General features: G+C 64.3%; 14 protein-coding genes. 5 read left to right on the top strand and 9 right to left on the bottom strand.

Annotated features, from left to right (window positions below):
- Positions 1 to 22 precede the first annotated feature (22 nt).
- Positions 23 to 772: an IclR family transcriptional regulator gene (locus KTC28_RS12030; protein ID WP_216707415.1), complete on the top strand. Its 750-nt coding sequence runs from the start codon at positions 23 to 25 to the stop codon at positions 770 to 772.
- 43 nt (positions 773 to 815) lie between these two features.
- Here the strand turns inward: KTC28_RS12030 and desA are convergent, their stop codons facing one another.
- Positions 816 to 2213: a syringate O-demethylase gene (gene desA, locus KTC28_RS12025; protein ID WP_216707414.1), complete on the bottom strand. Its 1398-nt coding sequence runs from the start codon at positions 2211 to 2213 to the stop codon at positions 816 to 818.
- A 23-nt stretch (positions 2214 to 2236) separates the two neighbouring features.
- Positions 2237 to 2974 carry an alpha/beta fold hydrolase gene (locus KTC28_RS12020; RefSeq protein ID WP_255601972.1) on the bottom strand — a complete coding sequence of 246 codons (738 nt, stop codon included), beginning with the start codon at positions 2972 to 2974 and terminating at the stop codon, positions 2237 to 2239.
- A gap of 132 nt (positions 2975 to 3106) precedes the next feature.
- On the opposite strand from KTC28_RS12020, the gene KTC28_RS12015 reads away from it, so the two are divergent.
- The 3 genes from KTC28_RS12015 (at position 3107) to KTC28_RS12005 (ending at position 6272) form a co-directional block, all read left to right on the top strand.
- The gene (locus tag KTC28_RS12015) at positions 3107 to 3958 is read left to right on the top strand and encodes a methylenetetrahydrofolate reductase (protein WP_255601971.1); all 852 of its coding nucleotides are present in this window, start codon (positions 3107 to 3109) and stop codon (positions 3956 to 3958) included.
- Entirely contained in the window at positions 3955 to 4815 is an 861-nt protein-coding gene (purU, locus tag KTC28_RS12010) for a formyltetrahydrofolate deformylase (protein WP_216707412.1), read from the top strand. The genes KTC28_RS12015 and purU overlap by 4 nt, the downstream gene beginning before the upstream one ends.
- Before the next feature lie 113 nt (positions 4816 to 4928).
- Complete coding sequence (locus tag KTC28_RS12005) at positions 4929 to 6272, top strand: MFS transporter (RefSeq protein WP_216707411.1); 1344 nt, start codon at positions 4929 to 4931, stop codon at positions 6270 to 6272.
- Positions 6273 to 6357: 85 nt separating this feature from the next.
- On the opposite strand, the gene KTC28_RS12000 is transcribed toward KTC28_RS12005, so the two are convergent.
- From KTC28_RS12000 to KTC28_RS11980, 5 genes are all read right to left on the bottom strand, one after another.
- Complete coding sequence (locus KTC28_RS12000; RefSeq protein ID WP_216707410.1) at positions 6358 to 7143, bottom strand: SDR family NAD(P)-dependent oxidoreductase; 786 nt, start codon at positions 7141 to 7143, stop codon at positions 6358 to 6360.
- A gap of 11 nt (positions 7144 to 7154) precedes the next feature.
- Positions 7155 to 8342, bottom strand: coding sequence for a zinc-dependent alcohol dehydrogenase (locus KTC28_RS11995; protein ID WP_216707409.1), 1188 nt, complete (start codon positions 8340 to 8342; stop codon positions 7155 to 7157).
- 4 nt (positions 8343 to 8346) lie between these two features.
- On the bottom strand, positions 8347 to 8925 hold the full coding sequence (locus tag KTC28_RS11990) for an SRPBCC family protein (protein WP_216707408.1): 579 nt from the start codon (positions 8923 to 8925) through the stop codon (positions 8347 to 8349).
- Between the two features lie 173 nt (positions 8926 to 9098).
- Positions 9099 to 10994, bottom strand: coding sequence for an NPCBM/NEW2 domain-containing protein (locus KTC28_RS11985; protein WP_216707407.1), 1896 nt, complete (start codon positions 10992 to 10994; stop codon positions 9099 to 9101).
- The gene (locus tag KTC28_RS11980) at positions 10994 to 12076 is read right to left on the bottom strand and encodes an alpha/beta hydrolase (RefSeq protein ID WP_216707406.1); all 1083 of its coding nucleotides are present in this window, start codon (positions 12074 to 12076) and stop codon (positions 10994 to 10996) included. Before KTC28_RS11980 ends, KTC28_RS11985 begins: the two co-directional genes overlap by 1 nt.
- A gap of 141 nt (positions 12077 to 12217) precedes the next feature.
- Between KTC28_RS11980 and KTC28_RS11975 the strand changes: the two genes are divergently transcribed.
- Positions 12218 to 14914: a glycoside hydrolase family 3 C-terminal domain-containing protein gene (locus KTC28_RS11975; RefSeq protein WP_216707405.1), complete on the top strand. Its 2697-nt coding sequence runs from the start codon at positions 12218 to 12220 to the stop codon at positions 14912 to 14914.
- Positions 14915 to 14922: 8 nt separating this feature from the next.
- On the opposite strand, the gene KTC28_RS11970 is transcribed toward KTC28_RS11975, so the two are convergent.
- Both KTC28_RS11970 and KTC28_RS11965 read right to left on the bottom strand, forming a co-directional pair.
- Positions 14923 to 15912 carry a YncE family protein gene (locus KTC28_RS11970; protein WP_216707404.1) on the bottom strand — a complete coding sequence of 330 codons (990 nt, stop codon included), beginning with the start codon at positions 15910 to 15912 and terminating at the stop codon, positions 14923 to 14925.
- 256 nt (positions 15913 to 16168) lie between these two features.
- Positions 16169 to 18034: a S53 family peptidase gene (locus KTC28_RS11965; RefSeq protein ID WP_216707403.1), complete on the bottom strand. Its 1866-nt coding sequence runs from the start codon at positions 18032 to 18034 to the stop codon at positions 16169 to 16171.
- Positions 18035 to 18125 lie beyond the last annotated feature (91 nt).

Genomic DNA, 18125 nt, shown 5'->3' with positions numbered 1-18125 from the left:
GGATTGTCGCGGCGTAGACCGGATGTCCGACGCCTCACCTCCCGCGACGGTAAAGTCCGCGACGCGCACGCTCGACATTATCGAATATATCGTGTCGCGCGGCCGCCCGCTGGTGGCGCAAGAAATATCGGAGGCGCTTGGCATTCCGGTCAGCAGCCTTTCGTACCTACTCGGCACGCTGGTCGAGCGTGAATATCTCGTGCGGACCGGGCGGCGCTATGCCAGCGGACCGGGGCTGGCGCGGCTACAGACCCATACGCCGGTGTTCTCGCTCGCCGACCGGGTCGCGCCGCTGGTGCGAACGCTGCGAGTCCAGCTCAACGAGACAGCGTCGTTCTTCATTCGCCAAGGCTGGGAGGTCGAGGCGCTAGCGACGGAATCGAGCGAGCACGCGTTGCGATATGCTGTCAGCACCGGGTCACGTGCAGCGCTCCACGGCTTCTCGGCGGGCAAGGCACTGCTCGCAGCACTGGCCGACGCCGATCTCGACCGCTACCTCGCGGAGACCGAACGGACAGCCTTCACCGCTACGACGATCGTCGCGGCTGCCTCGCTTCGGACCGAGATCGACGACATCCGCCGAACCGGCATTGCGCACACGCGTGAGGAGCACACCCCCGGCATCCACGGCATGGGCCGCGTCGCCCGCATTGATAACGAGGTCATCGGCGCGTTCAGTGTCGCGATCCCGGCAGTGCGCTTCGACGCCGCGGTCGAGCGTCGCGCGGCCGACCTGTTGATCCGCACCGCCGACCTGCTCGGCTCGGGCTGACCGGCGCGCGTCCATCGGGACGCGCACCGGTCACCTGTGGCGATTAAGCCGGCTGGCGGGTACGCCAGCTGTCGGCATAGCTGTCACGCGCGACTTCCGAATACGGCACCGAGCTGACGATTGCCTTGATCTCGGTCTGCACATGACGCTCGACCGTCGGCTTGCGCGTGCCGCCGTCGGGCTCACCCCACAGCAGCGTCACTTCGGTCCCCGGCACGGCGTGCTCGGCGTCGAGCATCGCGAGGGTCAGCATCTTACCCTCGTTGGCGCTGTAGCCGATCCACGTCGATACGCCGACGATCGACCCGTCGATAAGAACCGAGTCGTAGGGGTGCATCGAATACACCGCCGACGGGAACTCCATATACTTCGCGCGGTCGCCCTTCTGCAGCGACGAACTCATCACGCGCAGCACGTCTTCAGTGTCGAGCGCGAGCGTGACCTTCTTGCGGTGCGGCTGCTCGGCCATCTTCTCGAGTGCTTCGCGCCCGATGAAGTCGTGGTCGAACTTGACGAACGGGCCGTAGCCGAGGTCCCACGGCGTTAGGTAATAGCCTTCGACCGAGTCCGGAACGAAGCTGCCGCCGATCGACGCCTTCGCCTCGTACGAATTAGCGGTCAGCCACTCGCGGTACGGCTTGAGCGCCTCGCCGGTATAGACGGCAGGAAGCGGCGACGGGATCCAGCCTGACTCGAGCGTGTTCGACGAGTAGGTGCGCCCGCCAACGAGCGTCAGACCGAAGTCCTTGCCCGCCTCGATCAGCGCCTGACGAACGGTCTCGCCATCGGCGAAGGGGCCGAACAGCTCATAGCCCGGCTGCCCCGCCATGCCGTGACGCAGCGCGCGAACGATCTTTCCGGCGATCGTCATCGTCGTCATGTGGAAAAACTTGAGGTCGGGCGGAGTCTCGCCGAGCGCCTTCTCGAGCGTCTTCATCGCGTTCGGCCCCTGAAGCTGGAAGCGGAACGACTTGCGGTTCTGCGGGTCGGGACGGACGGCGGTCCGCTCGTCGCGCTCGGCGGTGACGTTCCACTTGCCGGTCTGGGCGTGATACTCGACCCACTCGATCACCGGCGCGCGGCCGACGAGATTGAAGCGGTTCTCTTCGAGATAGAACAGGATGACGTCGCCGATAACATAGCCGTCGGGCGTGACCGGGACGAACTGCTTGGCGCGATCGGGGACGAAGCCCTTGAAGCTGTTGATGCCAAGATGGTTGAGCATCGCGAAGGCGTCGGGCCCCGACACTTCGAGGTCGACCATGTGGTACGACTGGTTGAACAGCACACATGTATCGACCCACGCCATCTGCTCGCTACGCCAGTTTGAATACTCGGCAGGAACGCCAGGGTAAGCATTGGGCCCAGTCTGCTGGTTGCGCAGCAGCTCGACGATGTCGCCGCCCGCGCTCAATACGGTTTCGAGTGTATTCTCGGTCATCTGTTCGCTCCTGTTTCGGATGGTCAGTTCGTGGGCAGCGATAGCCATGCGGCAATCGCGTCGTTCAACGGTCCGGCGGCCTCTATCGGCAGCATATGCCCCGCTCCGGCGAAGATTGTCAGCCGCGATTTCGGGATCGCGGCGTGGATGAATTCATGCTGGGCAGGCGGACTCCATTCGTCGGCGCTGCCGACTGCGATCATCGTCGGGCAGCTAATCGCGGATAGCAGTCCGTCGACTTCGGGACGGGTCAGCAGGGCGTCGATCTGCGCAGCAAACGCCTCGACCCCGACCTCGCGGCACATCGCCTCAAGCGGGTCGAACATCACTTCGTCGACGCGATTCACGGGCGCAAGCATCGGCGGAAGCCATGCGTCGACCAGCGCCGCCGTCCCTTTGACTCGGCCAAGCTCGACGAGGCGACGACGTTTGTTGGCCTCGCCAGGCTGGACTGGGTGGGTGCCCGTACTGAGCAGCGCGAGGCGTGCGACACGCTCGGGTGCAAGCCGTACTATTTCGAGCGCCACGCGCCCGCCCATCGAATGGCCGAGGAGCGAATATCGACCCGGTACCGAGTCGAGAACATAACGCGCCATGTCGCTCAACCGCGATCTTTCGCCGAAGCCGTCGATCGCCACGGCACCGTCAAATCGCGCCAACTGCGCCGCGAAGATCCGCGCGTCGCACATCAGTCCGGGCAGCAACAGCAAGTCAGTCGACGACTCCGCGTTCATGATTCCCCATTCGCGGTTATGAAACATTCTGGTATCCGAAGAAAACTCGATGCGCTAGGGGTCATGTGGCCCAACGAGGCGACTACCGGGGAGGATCAGCGGACGATGGATGCAAGCAGCGCTTTACACCCGGCTTGGTCGCAGGCGGCGCCGTCGGTCATGACCGATGGCTATTCGCTCGAGATGACCGCGAAGGACATCGATGCGCTCGGCATCGCCGCGCCGATGGTCGCGCCCGCAACGCCGATTGCGATCACTTTCCTGCCCGGGGAGACGATGGACGCGCGGATTGCCGCCGCGATCCGAGTCCGCGAACTCGGCTTCGAGCCGATGCCGCATCTTTCGGCGCGGCGGATCACCTCGCACGACGAACTCACCGCAATCGTCGAACGCTCGACCGCCGAGGCGGGCGTCCGGCGGGTGTTCCTCGTCGCCGGGGATCCCCCCGTCCCGGTCGGCCCGTTCGCCGACACGATGTCACTGCTTCGGACCGGCCTGTTCGAACGCCACGGCATTAAGGCGGTCGGCATCGCCGGGCATCCCGATGGACACCCGGCGATGAAGACAGCCGAACTATGGGCGGCACTCGCCGAGAAGGACCGCGAGGTCATCGATCGCGGCATGGCCCCGTTGATCGTCACGCAATTCGGCTTCGACGCCGACCCGCTGCTCGCCTGGCTCGGCGAGTTGCGCGAGCGGGGCATCACTGCACCGGTCCGGATCGGCGTACCGGGTCCCGCCGGGATCAAGACATTGCTCCGCTTTGCCGCGCACTGCGGCGTCGGCGCGACCGCGAGCGTGATGTCGAAATACGGCGTATCGCTGACCAAACTGCTCGGCACCGCGGGCCCAGACCGGCTCATCGATACGCTGGGCAAGGGGATCACGCCCGGACATGGCGCGGTGCGGCTGCACTTCTACCCGTTCGGCGGCCTGCAGCGGACGGTCGAGTGGATCGGCGATTACGCCGCCCGGCATAACTCGCGAAAAAAAGGAGTACGACCGGCGTGACCGACATTTGCACCCTGTCGCTGTCGTGCCCCGATCGCCCCGGACTGGTCGCGACTGTGGCGATGTTCCTGGCGAAGAACGGCGGTAACATCCTCGACGCGCAGCAATTCGACGACCGCCAGACCGGCCTTTTCTTCATGCGCGTGGTGTTCGAACTGATCGATCCGGCGGTGACGGTCGAGCGGCTGCGCACCGATTTCGCCGTCATCGCCGCCGAGCATGCGATGGAGTGGAAGTTGCGACCGTCGATTGAACGCCAACGCGTCCTGCTTCTCGTGTCGAAGTTCGACCATTGCCTCGGCGATATCCTGTATCGCCGCCGGATCGGCGAGCTATCGATGGACGTCGTCGGCATCGTCTCCAACCACCCGCGCGACGCACTGCAGATTTCGATGATCGGCGATATTCCGTACCACTATCTGCCAGTCACTCGCGAAACCAAGCCGCAGCAGGAAGCGCAGATCAAGCGGATCGTCGATGAAACCGGGGCCGAACTCGTCGTCCTCGCGCGGTACATGCAAATCCTGTCAGACGATCTGGCGACATTCCTCAGCGGGCGCTGCATCAATATCCACCACAGCTTCCTGCCGGGGTTCAAAGGTGCGAAGCCGTATCACCAGGCGCACGCGCGCGGGGTCAAGATGATCGGCGCGACCGCGCATTACGTCACTACCGACCTCGATGAAGGCCCGATCATCGCGCAGGATGTCGAGCCGATCAGCCACGCCGACACCCCTGACGATCTCGTCCGCAAGGGCCGCGACATCGAGCGTCGCGTCCTGTCGACCGCGGTCGCCTATCATCTCGACGATCGGATTTTGCTCAACGGCACGCGCACAGTGGTCTTCCGCAATTAACTGACAGAGACGCGATTATCGATGGCAGCGTGCGACAAGTGGGCGATAAGCTCCATGCGCGATGCCGGTAAAATAAGCCGGCGGGCAGTAGCGCGATCGATCGGGGAGCACGAATGGCAGTATCATCGACCTTGGCAGCCGAGGGGGCAGCTGGCGCCAACCCGGTGACGCTGGCGCTGGCCAAAGCGCCGATGAGCCGCCAGCAGATCGCCGCCGTGGCGCTGTCGGTCGCGCTCAACGCGCTCGACGGCTTCGACGTTTTGTCGATCACCTTCGCCGCGCCCGGGATCGTCAAGGCGTGGGGCATCGGACCGGCGCAGCTCGGAATTGCATTGTCGTCCGGCCTCGTCGGCATGTCGATCGGATCGCTCGCGCTCGCCCCTTTCGGTGACAGACTCGGACGTCGTCCGTTGATCCTTGCCAGTCTCGTCTTCATGGCGATAGGCATGCTGCTGACCGCCACGTCGACCGGCCTCGTCACGCTGTGCCTGTGGCGGGTCGTCACCGGGGTCGGGATCGGTGGGATGGTTGCGACGATCAACGCCGTTGCGTCGGAATTCGCCAACGAGCGTCGGCGGGACCTCGCGGTGGCGGTGATGACGATCGGGCTGCCGCTCGGCGGGCTAATTGGCGGCTTCGCCGTTGCCGAGCTCATCGTCACGCACGGCTGGCAGTCGATCTTCGTCGCGGGCGGGCTTGTCACCGCGCTTTTCATTCCGATCGTCTGGTTTGGCCTGCCCGAGTCGCTCGAATTCCTGGCGCGGCAAGGGACCCCCGCCGCACGGCAGCAGATTGACCGGCTGATGGCGCGGATGGGCCATCCGCCGCTCGCTGCAACTGTCGTCCTGAGGGCCGCGCCGGTGTCGCGCGGCAGTTTCATCGAACTGCTCGGCCCGCGCTTCCGCGTCGTCACATTGCTGATCGTGGCGGCGTATTTCCTCCACATCACGACGTTCTATTTCTTCTCGGGCTGGCTCCCGAAACTGCTGACCGACATCGGCTATGGCGCACCCGACGCGATCCGGACGTCGGCATTGATGAGCCTTGGCGGTGTGCTCGGCGGCTCGATATTCGGCTGGGCGGCACCGCGTTTCGGGCTGACTCGCCTAGTCGTCATAGCGATGGTTGGGACAGCAGTGACATTTGTCGTGTTCGGCCACGTCTCGGGACTTCCCGCGCTCCAGAGCATGGCATTCCTCGCCGGGATTTGCGTCTACAGCGGCATCGTCGGTCTTTACGCGTTGCTCGCCCGGTCGTTTCCCCCCGAGCTTCGGGTCACCGGCACCGGCCTCGCGATCGGAATCGGCCGCGCCGGGGCGGTTCTCGGTCCGGTGATCGGCGGGTTCTTGATCGCCGCTGGCACGAGCATCGCGCTCTCGATTGCGATTGTAGGCGCTGGGTCGCTAGTTGCCGCCGCACTGTTGATCGCTCTTGGGCGGAAGCAGGCTGTTGCTTAGGGCCTTCAGGACCAACCTCGCCGTCCAGCCATAGCGAAGCGGCGGAGGACCAGATACCGCCGCCGCTTCCTCTCAGATCGTCGTCTTAGCTGTCTGCAGTGCCGGGCTCAGCCATCTTGCGGTGCTGTTCGGCAAGAACGGCAGCCGGGGTAACATGCGCCACCGCCGCCTGGATCTTGTTCTTCCAGCCGGAGACGATATGCGCCTCGCCCGCCATAACCGCGTCCCAACCATCCTTGGCGACATCTTCGGCGGTGCTCTTGGTATCGGATGCGCCGACGGACGTGTCCATCATGCCGGCACGATCGAAGAACTCGGTCTCGACCGGCCCCGGCATTAGGGTCGTGATGCTAACGCCCTTGCTCTCCTTGAGCTCGTTCCGGATCGCATCGGCAAAGCTGTCGATGAACGCCTTACTGCCATTGTAGACCGCCTGGAACGCACCCGGGATGAAGCCCGCGATCGACCCGGTGATCAAGACCTTGCCGTCGTTTCGCGCAACCATGTCTCTCAAGACATTCTGCAGCAGGTAGAGCGTACCAGTGATGTTGGTGTCGATAACCCGGCGCCAGTCGTCGACACTCTGGTCGAGAAACCCGTGACCGAGTCCGCGGCCGGCGTTGGCACACAGCAAGTCGATCGGACCCGTGACTGTGGCGAGCAACTTGTCGACGCCCTCGATCGTCGCGAGATCGGCTTCAAGGGCGACGACATTGGCTCCGTGCGTACGGATATGGGTTGCCGTGTCCTCGATCTTCGCCTCATCAGCGACGATCAACAGGTCATAGCCATTTTTTGCCGCAAGCTCGGCGAGTTCGAAACCGATCCCGGTCGAAGCTCCGGTGACGACGGCGAATTTACGATCTGACATGCAGATACTCCTTAAGCTGCGGTGGCCATGCCGGGCTTGAGCACGACTTTGGTGACTTCGTTCTGGTTGTCGTGAAACATCTTGTAGCCCTTGGGTGCGTCCTCGAGCGCCATCCGGTGGCTGATCAGGAACGTCGTATCGATCTTCTCTTCGAGGATCGCGGTGAGCAGCGCCGGAAGGTAACGCTGGACGTGGGTCTGCCCCGTCTTGAGCGTCAACCCCTTTTCCATGAACGCGCCGAGCGGAAACTTGTCGATAAAACCGCCGTACACCGCCGGCATCGACACCCGACCGCCCTTGCGGCACGCGACGATTGCCTGACGGATCGAATGCGCGCGGTCGGTACCGAGCAGCAGCGTCTTCTTGATCTGGTCGATGACGTTGTCGACGAAGAAGCCGTGGGCCTCGAGCCCGACCGCATCGATCACCGCGTCAGGGCCGATGCCGCCGGTCATCTCGATCAATGCCTCGGACACCTTGCTGTCCTCGAAGTTGATCGTCTCCGCGCCAAACTTCTTCGCGAGCTCGAGCCGGTGCGGGAAGTGATCGATCGCGATGACGCGGTGCGCACCAAGGAGAAAGGCCGACTGGATTGCGAACAGCCCGACCGGGCCACAGCCCCATACCGCGACAGTGTCACCGGGTTCGATGTCGGCATTTTCCGCTGCCATCCAGCCGGTCGGCAGAATGTCGGACAAGAACAACACCTTGTCGTCTTCGATCCCGTCGGGAATGACAATCGGGCCGGTGTCGGAATAAGGCACTCGAACATATTCTGCCTGTCCGCCCGCATAGCCGCCGGTCATGTGGCTGTAGCCGAAAAGGCCCGACATCGGCTGCCCGTAGAGCGTTTCGGCAATGTCCTGATTATCGGCAGGATTGCCGTTATCGCACGCCGAGAACTGCTTCTTGCCGCAGTGATAGCAGGAGCCGCAGGCGATCGTGAACGGGACAACGACCCGCTGCCCCTTCTTCAGTGTACTCTTGGAACCGATCTCGACGACTTCACCCATGAATTCATGGCCGAGGATGTCGCCCTTCTGCATCGTCGGGATAAAGCCGTCGTACAGGTGAAGGTCTGACCCGCAGATTGCGGTCGATGTGACTTTGATGATCGCATCGCGCGGGTTCAAAATCTCGGGATCGTCGACGGTGTCGACGCGGACGTCATGCTTGCCGTGCCAAGTCAGTGCGCGCATCGATCTATTCCTTCTCTTTGGCGAGCGCGGCTACGGTGCGGGCGTTGGTCGACACCTCCCCGGTCTCCATCAATTGCTTCAGCCGGCGAAGGTCGCGCCGCGCCTGGAGCGCGGGCTCCCGCTGGAACAGATTGGCAATGAGCTTTCCGATCGCTCCGCCCGGCGGATCGTAGGCGATCATGGCGGTGACGATGGTCCCTCGTGGCCCGGCGTCGCGGAACTCGACCCGGCCGCTATTCTGAATGTTTCCCTTGGACGTCCAGGCGAACGACGACGGCGGCGACTCTTCGGTAATCGTCGAGTCCCATTCGACAGTCTCGCCAACTGGGGCTTTGACGACCCAATGCGAGCGGGTTGCATCGATCACGTCGACACGCTCGATATTTTCCATAAATTTCGGCAGGTTGGAGAAATCACGAAAGAACGCAAACAACTCGGCCTGTGGCTTATTGATCGTTACAGAGCGGGTCGAGACGCTGTCGCCAACTGTGAGGTCAAGCGACTTTGCGGCGTCGGTTACGACATCGCTATGCTTCGACGTCAGTGGGGGTGCGTCATCGTGGTTGTGAGTTTGACTGGCCATATCTCGCTCCAAAGATCGCAACGTTAACCGCGCCATTCCCGACGTGTTCCCGGTGCGACGAAACAAACCATCGCTAGGTACGGTATTCGACCAAAGATCGAGTTTGCGGTCTCCGTGACTACGCTGCCGACGAAAGCGGTTGAAAGCGGCCCGGCACTAATTGGTGGCGCGGACTAACGCGTCAGCGCTGCCTCGCCCCAGTCTGCCGAAATCAGCGAGCCACCGGTGCCATCGTTCGCCGCGACAAGTTCGACTATTTTGACCCCGGCAATATTGGCTGTGAGCGACTGGGCTCCGTCACCGACACGCATCGGCCGCGAGCGCGCAAGCAGGTGACCGTCCCCATAGATCGAAAAGGTCACAGACCGCTTTCTATCTGATGTCGAATCGTCGACCCCAATCCGCGTAGAAAAACGTGAAAATCCAGCGTTCCGGACTTCGAGCCGCGAATTCGCGAGCACGCCGATCGTGTGGCTCAACGGCTGTCCGGCTACCATCGGCGGCTGATCGTACGGCGTCCGCCCCACCCTCGCCCCGCCCCAGCCGCCGTAGCGTGGGAAGTCGCCGCCGTGGTGCGTGCCTAGCCACGGCAATGGCGCGCGGTGGACGAGCGGATCGGGGGTCGGCAACTCGACGCCGTCGACCGCAGGATTCACGCTGCCCGGCTGTTCGGCGAGATACAGACCGCCCGGAAGTTGCCGGGTGCCATTCGCGGTGAAGATCACCGTCTGGCGCGGCGCGAGGTGGACATCACGCTCCTTACGGAACTGCGATGTCGCGCCCGACCACAGATCGGTCAGTTCGACGTCGTCGGCATCGCTGAACGACAGATGCTCGGCGGTCAGCGTCGCATCGACCGGCAGGCCGCTGCGGTTGAACAGCGCCACCGCCTTGCGCCCGTCGCTGAGCGTCTTGACGAAGATTTGCACCTCGTCTGAGTCGAACACGATCGTCGCCTGGTTGCCCGCCGGGTCTTGATTGACCGCGATCACCCGCGTGTTGCCGAACAGGTCGATCAGCGCGGGTGCGGCGTGGCGCAGGTCGTAGCCGATGATCAGCGGCGAGTTGACCATCGCCCACAAGGCGAAGTGCGAGCGCGCCTCAGTCAGGTGATTCTCGTCGAAATCGCCGCTGCCGACGAACAGCATGTCCGCGTCGTTCCACGAATTGGGGTGTCCGTACAGTTCGCGGCGGCTGACCGTGTCGAGGTTGTGAAGCATCCTGCCCCATGTCGGTGACAAGTCTTCGCTCGTCCGCGACACGCTGCCGAGATCCTTACCCCAAGCGCGCACATCGGCCGAACCCCAGAGGCACAGCGAATAAACATAATGGCCATCCGGACGAACCCGCGCGACGGCATCGGCGACGTCCCCGTACAGCCGCTGCACCGCCGCGACGTCGGTCTGGGCGAGCGAGTCGGCGTCGATCAGCGGCGGAAATGTGCGGTACAGCCCCGACTGCACTTTGGGATTGCTCGCCGGCAAGCCGCGGATGCCACAACCGTCGACCTTGATCAGGTCGAAGCCCCACTCCCCGAGGTAGAGCCGGATATCCTGATCGACGTGGCCGTATAGCCCGACCTCACGCTCGATCACGCTGCCTTCGGGCTGGTTCGGCGCGGTCGAATCGAAAACCTGGCTGCACGAGTTGCGGCCGATGTCGCTGTAGATACCCGCCTTGAGCCCCATCGCGTGAAGCTTGTCGGTCAACGGGCGGAAGCTCGGCTTGCCATCGGGCATCACCGCCGACGGAAAATTGGCGGTGCGGATCATGATCCGACCGTCGGTCTGGCGCCGCTTCAGCCACCAGCCGTCGTCGATGTCGATATAACGATAGCCCTTGGCGGCGAGCTGCGACCGGACCAGCACGTCCGCCGAGGCGAGGATGTTCTCCTCGGTGATGTCGGTGTGGAAGGCGTTCCACGAACTCCAGCCCATAGGCGGCAGCGGCGCGTCACCGCGCTGGTTGGCGGTCCAACGCCCGGTAGGGTCGAGCGGACCGGCAATCGCCGCTGCCGGGAAGGCCATCGCCAATGAGACGCCAAGCCAGCAACGGATGCGCGATCTCATCAATGCTTCAACTGCTTGCCAAAGAACGGCAGTACATAATCCTCGAAACGATACGCGACGTTGCTGACGTGGGTGCCGGGGTAAATCTCGAAGCTATTGGCAATGCCGTAGCGGTCGAGCGCCTCGTGCAATTTGCGGGTGTCGTCCTTGAGGCTGTCCTGATCGCCGACGTCGAGCGCAATCGCCCGATACTGGCGCAGGTTGCCGACATATTGATCGACGAACGCGAGCGGGGCGTTCGCTGCCCACCTCGCCAGCACGTCGGGTTGCACGACGCCGTCCTTCACCGGGAGATCGAGGAACAGTGGCGGCTTCGTCGGGTTCGGCGACCAAGCCGCGGCACTCGCCAGTTGCGCCCGCGCGAAGAACGGCAGCTTCGCCGAGTCCGCGAGCACGGTGACGCCGGCAAGCTGCGCAGCCATCGCCGGGTCGAACTGATCGGCGGTACGCGCCGACAGGCAGCACGGGCTCATCATGTACAGCGCGCCGAACACGTCGGGGTGCTTCATGCCGATCCGGCTGGTGCCGTAGCCGCCCATCGAATGCCCGGCGAGGCCCCGGCTCGCGCGGTCGGGGATCGAGCGATAATGCGCGTCGACATACGCGACCAGATCGCGCGCGATGAACGTCTCGAAGTCGCCCGTCGTCACCGAGCTGGAATACATCGACCCATTATGGACGGTCTTGCTGTCGGGGAAGACGACGATCATCTCCGGCACGCCCGTGCCATAGGCGTTGGCGATCGTATCGAGCGCGTGAATTTCGCTGGTCCATTGCTCGGCACCGATCGAATAGCCGTGGAGCGCATACAGCACCGGATAATGCTGCTTCGGGTGCTTGGCGTAGCCCGGCGGCAAGACCACCAGAACTGCACGATCGGGCGAGTCGCCCTCCAGATTTCCCTCGAGCGCACGGCCATGAACGGTGATCCGCTCGGCGGTCAGGTGCGGCGCCCCGGCGACGGCGGGCGGGATGTTCGTGGCGACCTGTGCATGCAGAGCTGGCGTCGCACACATGAGCGCCGAAGCGGTTGCCCATCGCAGCCCCTGCAAAATCCCTTGCCGCGCATGAATCGATATCATTCGAACATCCTCCCCGCCCCAATCGCCGATTATCGTGCCGACGAAATGAGAGCGCTAACGTAGCAGGCTTGACGGGCGGCGATCAAATTGCGACCGCATGCCCAAAGAAAAATAAGTCCGACAATTGGATAGGGGATCACCATGGCTAAGTTGGCATCTAGCTTCCGCGCGGCATTGCTTGCGGGGATCGCCGCGGCGGCATCACCTGCGCCAGCGCAGACCGTACCCGCCGCCGTGTCTGCTACCGCTACCGTCAGCCCGATCCGAGCGCGCGCTGACGAACTCGCTGCGGCGATCGTCGCGCGGATGACGCTCGCCGAAAAGCTGCCGCAGCTGCTCAACGTCGCGCCCGCGATCCCCCGCCTGGACATCCCGGCATACAATTGGTGGACCGAGTCGCTCCACGGCGCGATCGGTGCAATGCCCACGACAAATTTCCCTGAGCCGATCGGGCTTGCCGCCACCTTCGACGCGCCGCTGGTCCACGACGTCGCCGGCGTCATCAGCGTCGAGGTCCGCGCGATCCACACGCTCGGGCGGCAGACCGGCAAGCTCGGGCGCATCGGCACCGGACTCGACACCTGGTCGCCCAACATCAACATCTTCCGCGATCCGCGCTGGGGCCGGGGTCAGGAGACGTACGGCGAGGACCCGTTCCTGACCGCGCGCACCGCGGTCGCCTTCGTCACCGGTATGCAGGGTCCCAATTCGGATCTGCCTGACGTGATCTCGACGCCCAAGCATTTCGCGGTGCACAGCGGGCCCGAGTCGACGCGACACATGGCGAACGTGTTCGTCTCGACGCACGACCTCGAGGACACCTACCTCCCCGCCTTCCGCGCCGCAATCGTCGAGGGCCGCGCCGGGTCGATCATGTGCGCGTACAACCGGATCGACGGCCAGCCCGCGTGCGCCAACGACCTGCTGCTCAAGGATCACCTGCGCGGCGCGTGGGGCTTCACCGGCTATGTCGTGTCGGACTGCGACGCGGTGAAGGACATCGCCGACAATCACAAATACGCCCCCGACCAGGCGACCGCGGTCGCCGCGGCAATGAAGGCCGGGGTCGACAACGAGTGCAACACCCAGACGATCGGCGATATGGGCGGGCTGCCCGACCGCTTCGGCGAGGCGGTGGCGCGCAACCTGCTATCGCCCGCCGACCTCGACCGGACGCTGGTCCGGCTGTTCTCCGCGCGCATCCGCAACGGCGATCTGCCCGGCATCGCGCAGGCACCGGGGGTCGTTCCGGTGAGCGCGATCGGCATCCCCGATCACGGGGCGCTCGCGCTCAGGGCCGCCGAGAAGAGCCTCGTGCTGCTCAAGAACGACGGCGTGCTGCCGCTGCGTCCCGGCGCGCGGATCGCGGTGATCGGCCCCCTCGGCGACGCGACCCGCGTGCTGCGCGGCAACTATTCCTCGCCGCAATCCGCTCCGCCGGTGTCGGTCGTCGAGGGGCTGCGTCGTGCCATCGGCGCGTCGTCGGTCACGCTCGTCCCGTTCGGCGAGTCGATCACCGACGGCGACCGCGTGCCCGCCGAGGCCTTGCGTGCGCCCGACGGCAAGCCGGGGCTGCTGGTGCGCTATTTCAACCCGGTCATCCCGCCGGTCCTGCCATTCGCGCCGGGCACCGACCGCGAGCAGATCACCGCGCTGCGCTACCAGCCGCGCCCCGTCGTCACCCGCCGCGAGGCCGATGTCGCGAGCCGCGGCCTGCAGCTCGCGACGGTCAACGACTATCACCGCACCGAATGGACCGGCTTCCTCGTGCCGCCGGTGACCGGCAGCTATCGCCTCGGCATCGGCGGCACCGGGCTCGTCGAGCTCGACGGCCAGACCTTCCTCGACGTCGCCGAGCATCACGGCCCGCTGGCGACGCTCAAGACGGTGACGCTCGAAAAGCGGCATCGCTACAAGTTGCGCGTCGTCTCGACCGCGCGCGGCTTCGGCAACACCGACCTCGTGTGGAAGCTGGTCTCCGCCCGGCCCGACGCCGATCTCGATGCGGCGGCGCGCTCGGCCGACGTCATCGTCACGGTGGTCGGCCTGACCTCCGACCTCGAGGCCGAGGAGACCGGCACCGACGTTCCCGGTTTCAAGGGCGGCGACAAGACCTCGCTCGACCTGCCTGCCGAGCAGATGGCGATGCTCGAGCGTGCGCACGCGACCGGCAAGCCGCTGATCGTCGTCGCAATGAACGGCAGCCCGATCAACGTCGCCTGGGCGAAGGACAATGCCGCGGCGATCGTCGAGGCGTGGTATCCGGGGCAGTCGGGCGGCCTGGCCGTCGCCAACGTCCTGTCGGGCAAGACCAACCCCGCCGGCCGCCTGCCGCTGACCTTCTACCGCAGCGTCGCCGACCTGCCGCCGTTCGACGACTATGCGATGACGGGGCGGACATATCGCTACTTCACCGGCACTCCGGTCTACCCGTTCGGCTACGGGCTGAGCTACACGACCTTTGCGTATGCCCCGCTCGTCGTGACACCTGCTGCAGGCGGCGCGGAGACCGGACTGCAGGTGACGACCGAGGTCAGCAATACTGGTACGCGCGCCGGCGACGAGGTCGCGCAGCTCTACCTCAACTTCCCCGACCAGCCCGGTGTGCCGCGCGTCGCGCTGCGCGGCTACCAGCGTGTGACGCTCAATCCTGGCGAGCATCGCACCGTGACGTTCGACCTGTCGCCACGCGACCTAAGCGCGGTGGCGATCGATGGGACACGGCAGGTGATGGCGGGCAAATATCGCGTCACGGTCGGCGCGGGCCAGCCTGATACGGGAGTCCCCGGCCAGTCGGCGGGCTTTACAACGGTGAAATCGGCACCCTTGCCGCTTTGACCCAACCGCTATTTCGAGACGACGAGCACCTCGAACGATCCCGGTATCGCCTTGGGTCGCTGACCGGCCTCTGCTGGGGCGAAACGCGCGCCGGGTAGGTAGATATCGCCAGTGGCAGGATCCGCCGCGCCGGTGCGCGAGCCCTTTTGCGTCGACACCACGCCGATGCCGCGCGGCACGTCAGCAGTGTCGATCACGGTAAGCCCGCCGTCGCCGCCTGTAGGGACATAGGCGCGGTCACGCGGACCGTCGTAGATCACCGCATCGGGGCGTGATCCGATTGCAATGTCGGCGAGCAAGCGGCCGGACTTCGCTTCGACCACCTTGGCATGGCCGTTCGCGCACGCGGAGATGAGATACCCCTGCTTCGTCAAAGCGAGACCGCCCGGCTCCTCGCAGCCGGTGAGGTCGATCGTGCGAACGACCGCGCGGCGCGCGACGTCGATCACCGCCACAGCGCCCTTGTCTTCGATGTTGACGTAGAGCGTCCCTTTCGCGTCGACCGCCGCAGACTCCAGCGCGCCTGCCACCGCGACCTTACCGACGAGCGCCTTCGTTTTCGGATCGATCACCGCAACGCCGCCGCCGGCATTGTCCATCACCAGCAGCATTCCTGTCGCCGGGTCGTAAGCGGCAGCGTCGGGCTTCGTCCCGGTCTTGATGTCGGCGACGACCGCTCCGGTGCCTGCATCGAACAGCAATGCGCCGCCACTGGTCGTGCTCGTCACCATACCGATCGAGGTGCCGGGAACGGTCACCGCGCCGTGCGTCCGCTGCGCCGCGACGAGGTGCGGATTGACCGCTCCAGTCGCAAGATCGATCGTCATCACGCCGTCCGAGCGTGCGACGAGCATCGTCTTGCCGTCGGCGCTGACGTTGACATAGTCCCAGCCGCCATCGGGGGCAGCGATGCGTTTGGTGACCGACATGCCAAGGCTGGCGGCAAGTACCGGACCCGTGATCAGGAGCAGCAGCGCAGCTGGAATCAGACTTCGCATCGTCGGCATCCTTTGTCCGGAGCGAGCACGCAATATCTTATAGTTCGGACGGAAATAAAAGGCCCGGCAGGAGGCCGCGACTAAAGAGACCGGCGAGACGCACGCCAAGCGCCAAGCGACACGATTGCGAGACTGCACTTGGGTTCGTCGGCTTGTGTAAAACACTAAGGGAGAGAGCGATCTCAAAGATGATCGCTCTCTCCCTATTTAGTCAACGCGACCGATCAGCAACCGATCGGTCGTGATCATTGCGAGCTTACGGGTTCGACACCGACTGCGGAATTCCAGCCGAGTCGAAGTTGGTGAAGCCGAACAGCTTACGAATATCCGGAGTACCATTGCCGTTGATGTAGTTATAGTTCTGGCTCGGGAAGTCGTCGGCCCAGAGACCGTCGAAGCCCTTAATGTTGCGATGGTAGAACTGATATTCAGCAGGAGCGTTCACGCCACCCATGACGGTCTGGACCTGGCCGAAGTGATACAGATACGGGTTGATGTTACCGACCCGTTTGCCCTGCTTCTGGATGTACAGAGCGAGCGCACCGACGAACTGCGGCGACGAGACCGACGTTCCGATCACGCCGTAGTTACCGCCGCCGAGACCCGACTGGTATGTCGTGATCGCAGAGCTGCGATCCGGACCGCACGGCTGGACCGCGCTGCTCGGGCAACCACCAACCTGCATGCCGACATCGGGCGTCGTGCGGAAGTTCGATCCGGTGTTGATCGGGATCTGGTAGCTCGGACGCGGCGAGACGACGCTCTTGCCGCCACCGGCACCCCAATAGCCGCCGCTGACATTCTGACCGAGGCCGTAGATGTCGTATGGGACTTCCGGATCGCCGAAGCCATTCTCGCCGACATAAGTCGAGTTACGCGACCCATCAGACACTGTGACCAGATTGCCGCCGCCGACTGCAGTGACATAGACCGACGTCGCCGGTGTCGACACGCCCTTGCCGAACTTCGGCTTGGCGCCGGGGGTGCCGTAGTTCGCCGACGGGCACGCCGGACCACCCTGGTCGCCCGAGCTGGCGACGAAGGTAATGCCTTCTGCGTTACCCTGGCGGAAGATGTCGTCGTACGCCTGGAGGATGAAGGTGTAGTCGGTGCCGCCGTTATACGCAGCGGTGTATTGCGCTTCGCAGCCGCCGAACGACGAGTTCACGACATCGTACAGATTCGAATCAACGATGTACTGATACGCCGCTTGGATATTGCTATCCTGCAGGTTCGGTATGCTGACGATCGTCGCCGTTGCACCCGGCGCACCGCCGAGAACCTGCTGGACATCGAGGCTCGCCTCAAACGAGCCACCACCGCCGACGACGCCGCCGCCGTTGATGTCGATTGTGTTGACCGTCGGAGCCGGCTTCCCGGTCGTCGTGGTGAAGTGCTCGTGGTTGAAGAACGCAGCGAGATCGTTCGGGTAAACCTTGTCCGAGATGACAATCGCGGCGTGCACCCCGGTGCCGTCGAGACGGTCACCATTCGGCAGGAAGCTCTGATACGACGGATAGTCGTAGGCCTGCTTCATGTCATTGTACCAATACGGGCCATCCGGCCCGTAACGGTTGTCCGGCAGCGCTGCCGTCGTCCGCTTCGAGAATGTTTTCTTGTCGGGCAACCCAGCGAAGGTGATAACCTTCGCGCCGGTCGCGGCAAGCGCGGCGGACATCACGAGCGGGCCGCTGGCGACGACGTGGTTGATCCCATCGGTCGTGACGACGTTCTTGAAACCGGTGCCGAACAAAGCGGTCGCCTGGGCAACGGTGCCGGTGACGTGGAACGAGCGCATCTGCGTCGTCGTCACCTGCAGACCGGCAGCCGTCACCGCTGCCTGGGCGCTCGCCATCGTCGCCGCAGTCGGGCCGAACTGCGCAGCGTATTCGGCCGGCGAAACCCACTTGTGATAGCTTGGCGAGGCGGAATTCTGTTGCGCGGTCAGCAGACGCTCGAGGTCGGACGGGTTGCGCAACGGCAGGAAGACGTCGAACTCGACCGGCGACGTCGCGCCGGCGACGGAAACTGCGGCACCCTTCTCGATCTGGGTCGATGCCAGTGCTGGCGCTGCACACGCCGCCGTGCACAGCATCAGCGAAACAAATCTACTAATCGACATTATGCTCGTCCCCTGTTTCGATCACCCGGAAGGCGCACCGCCGTTAGCTTTTTCGACACCACGCACGATCAAGATTACCGATCGCTTGGCG

The sequence above is a fragment of the Polymorphobacter megasporae genome, from assembly GCF_018982885.2.
In the GTDB taxonomy this organism is placed as follows: domain Bacteria; phylum Pseudomonadota; class Alphaproteobacteria; order Sphingomonadales; family Sphingomonadaceae; genus Polymorphobacter_B; species Polymorphobacter_B megasporae.
This window is presented reverse-complemented; position numbering and strand designations above follow the sequence as displayed.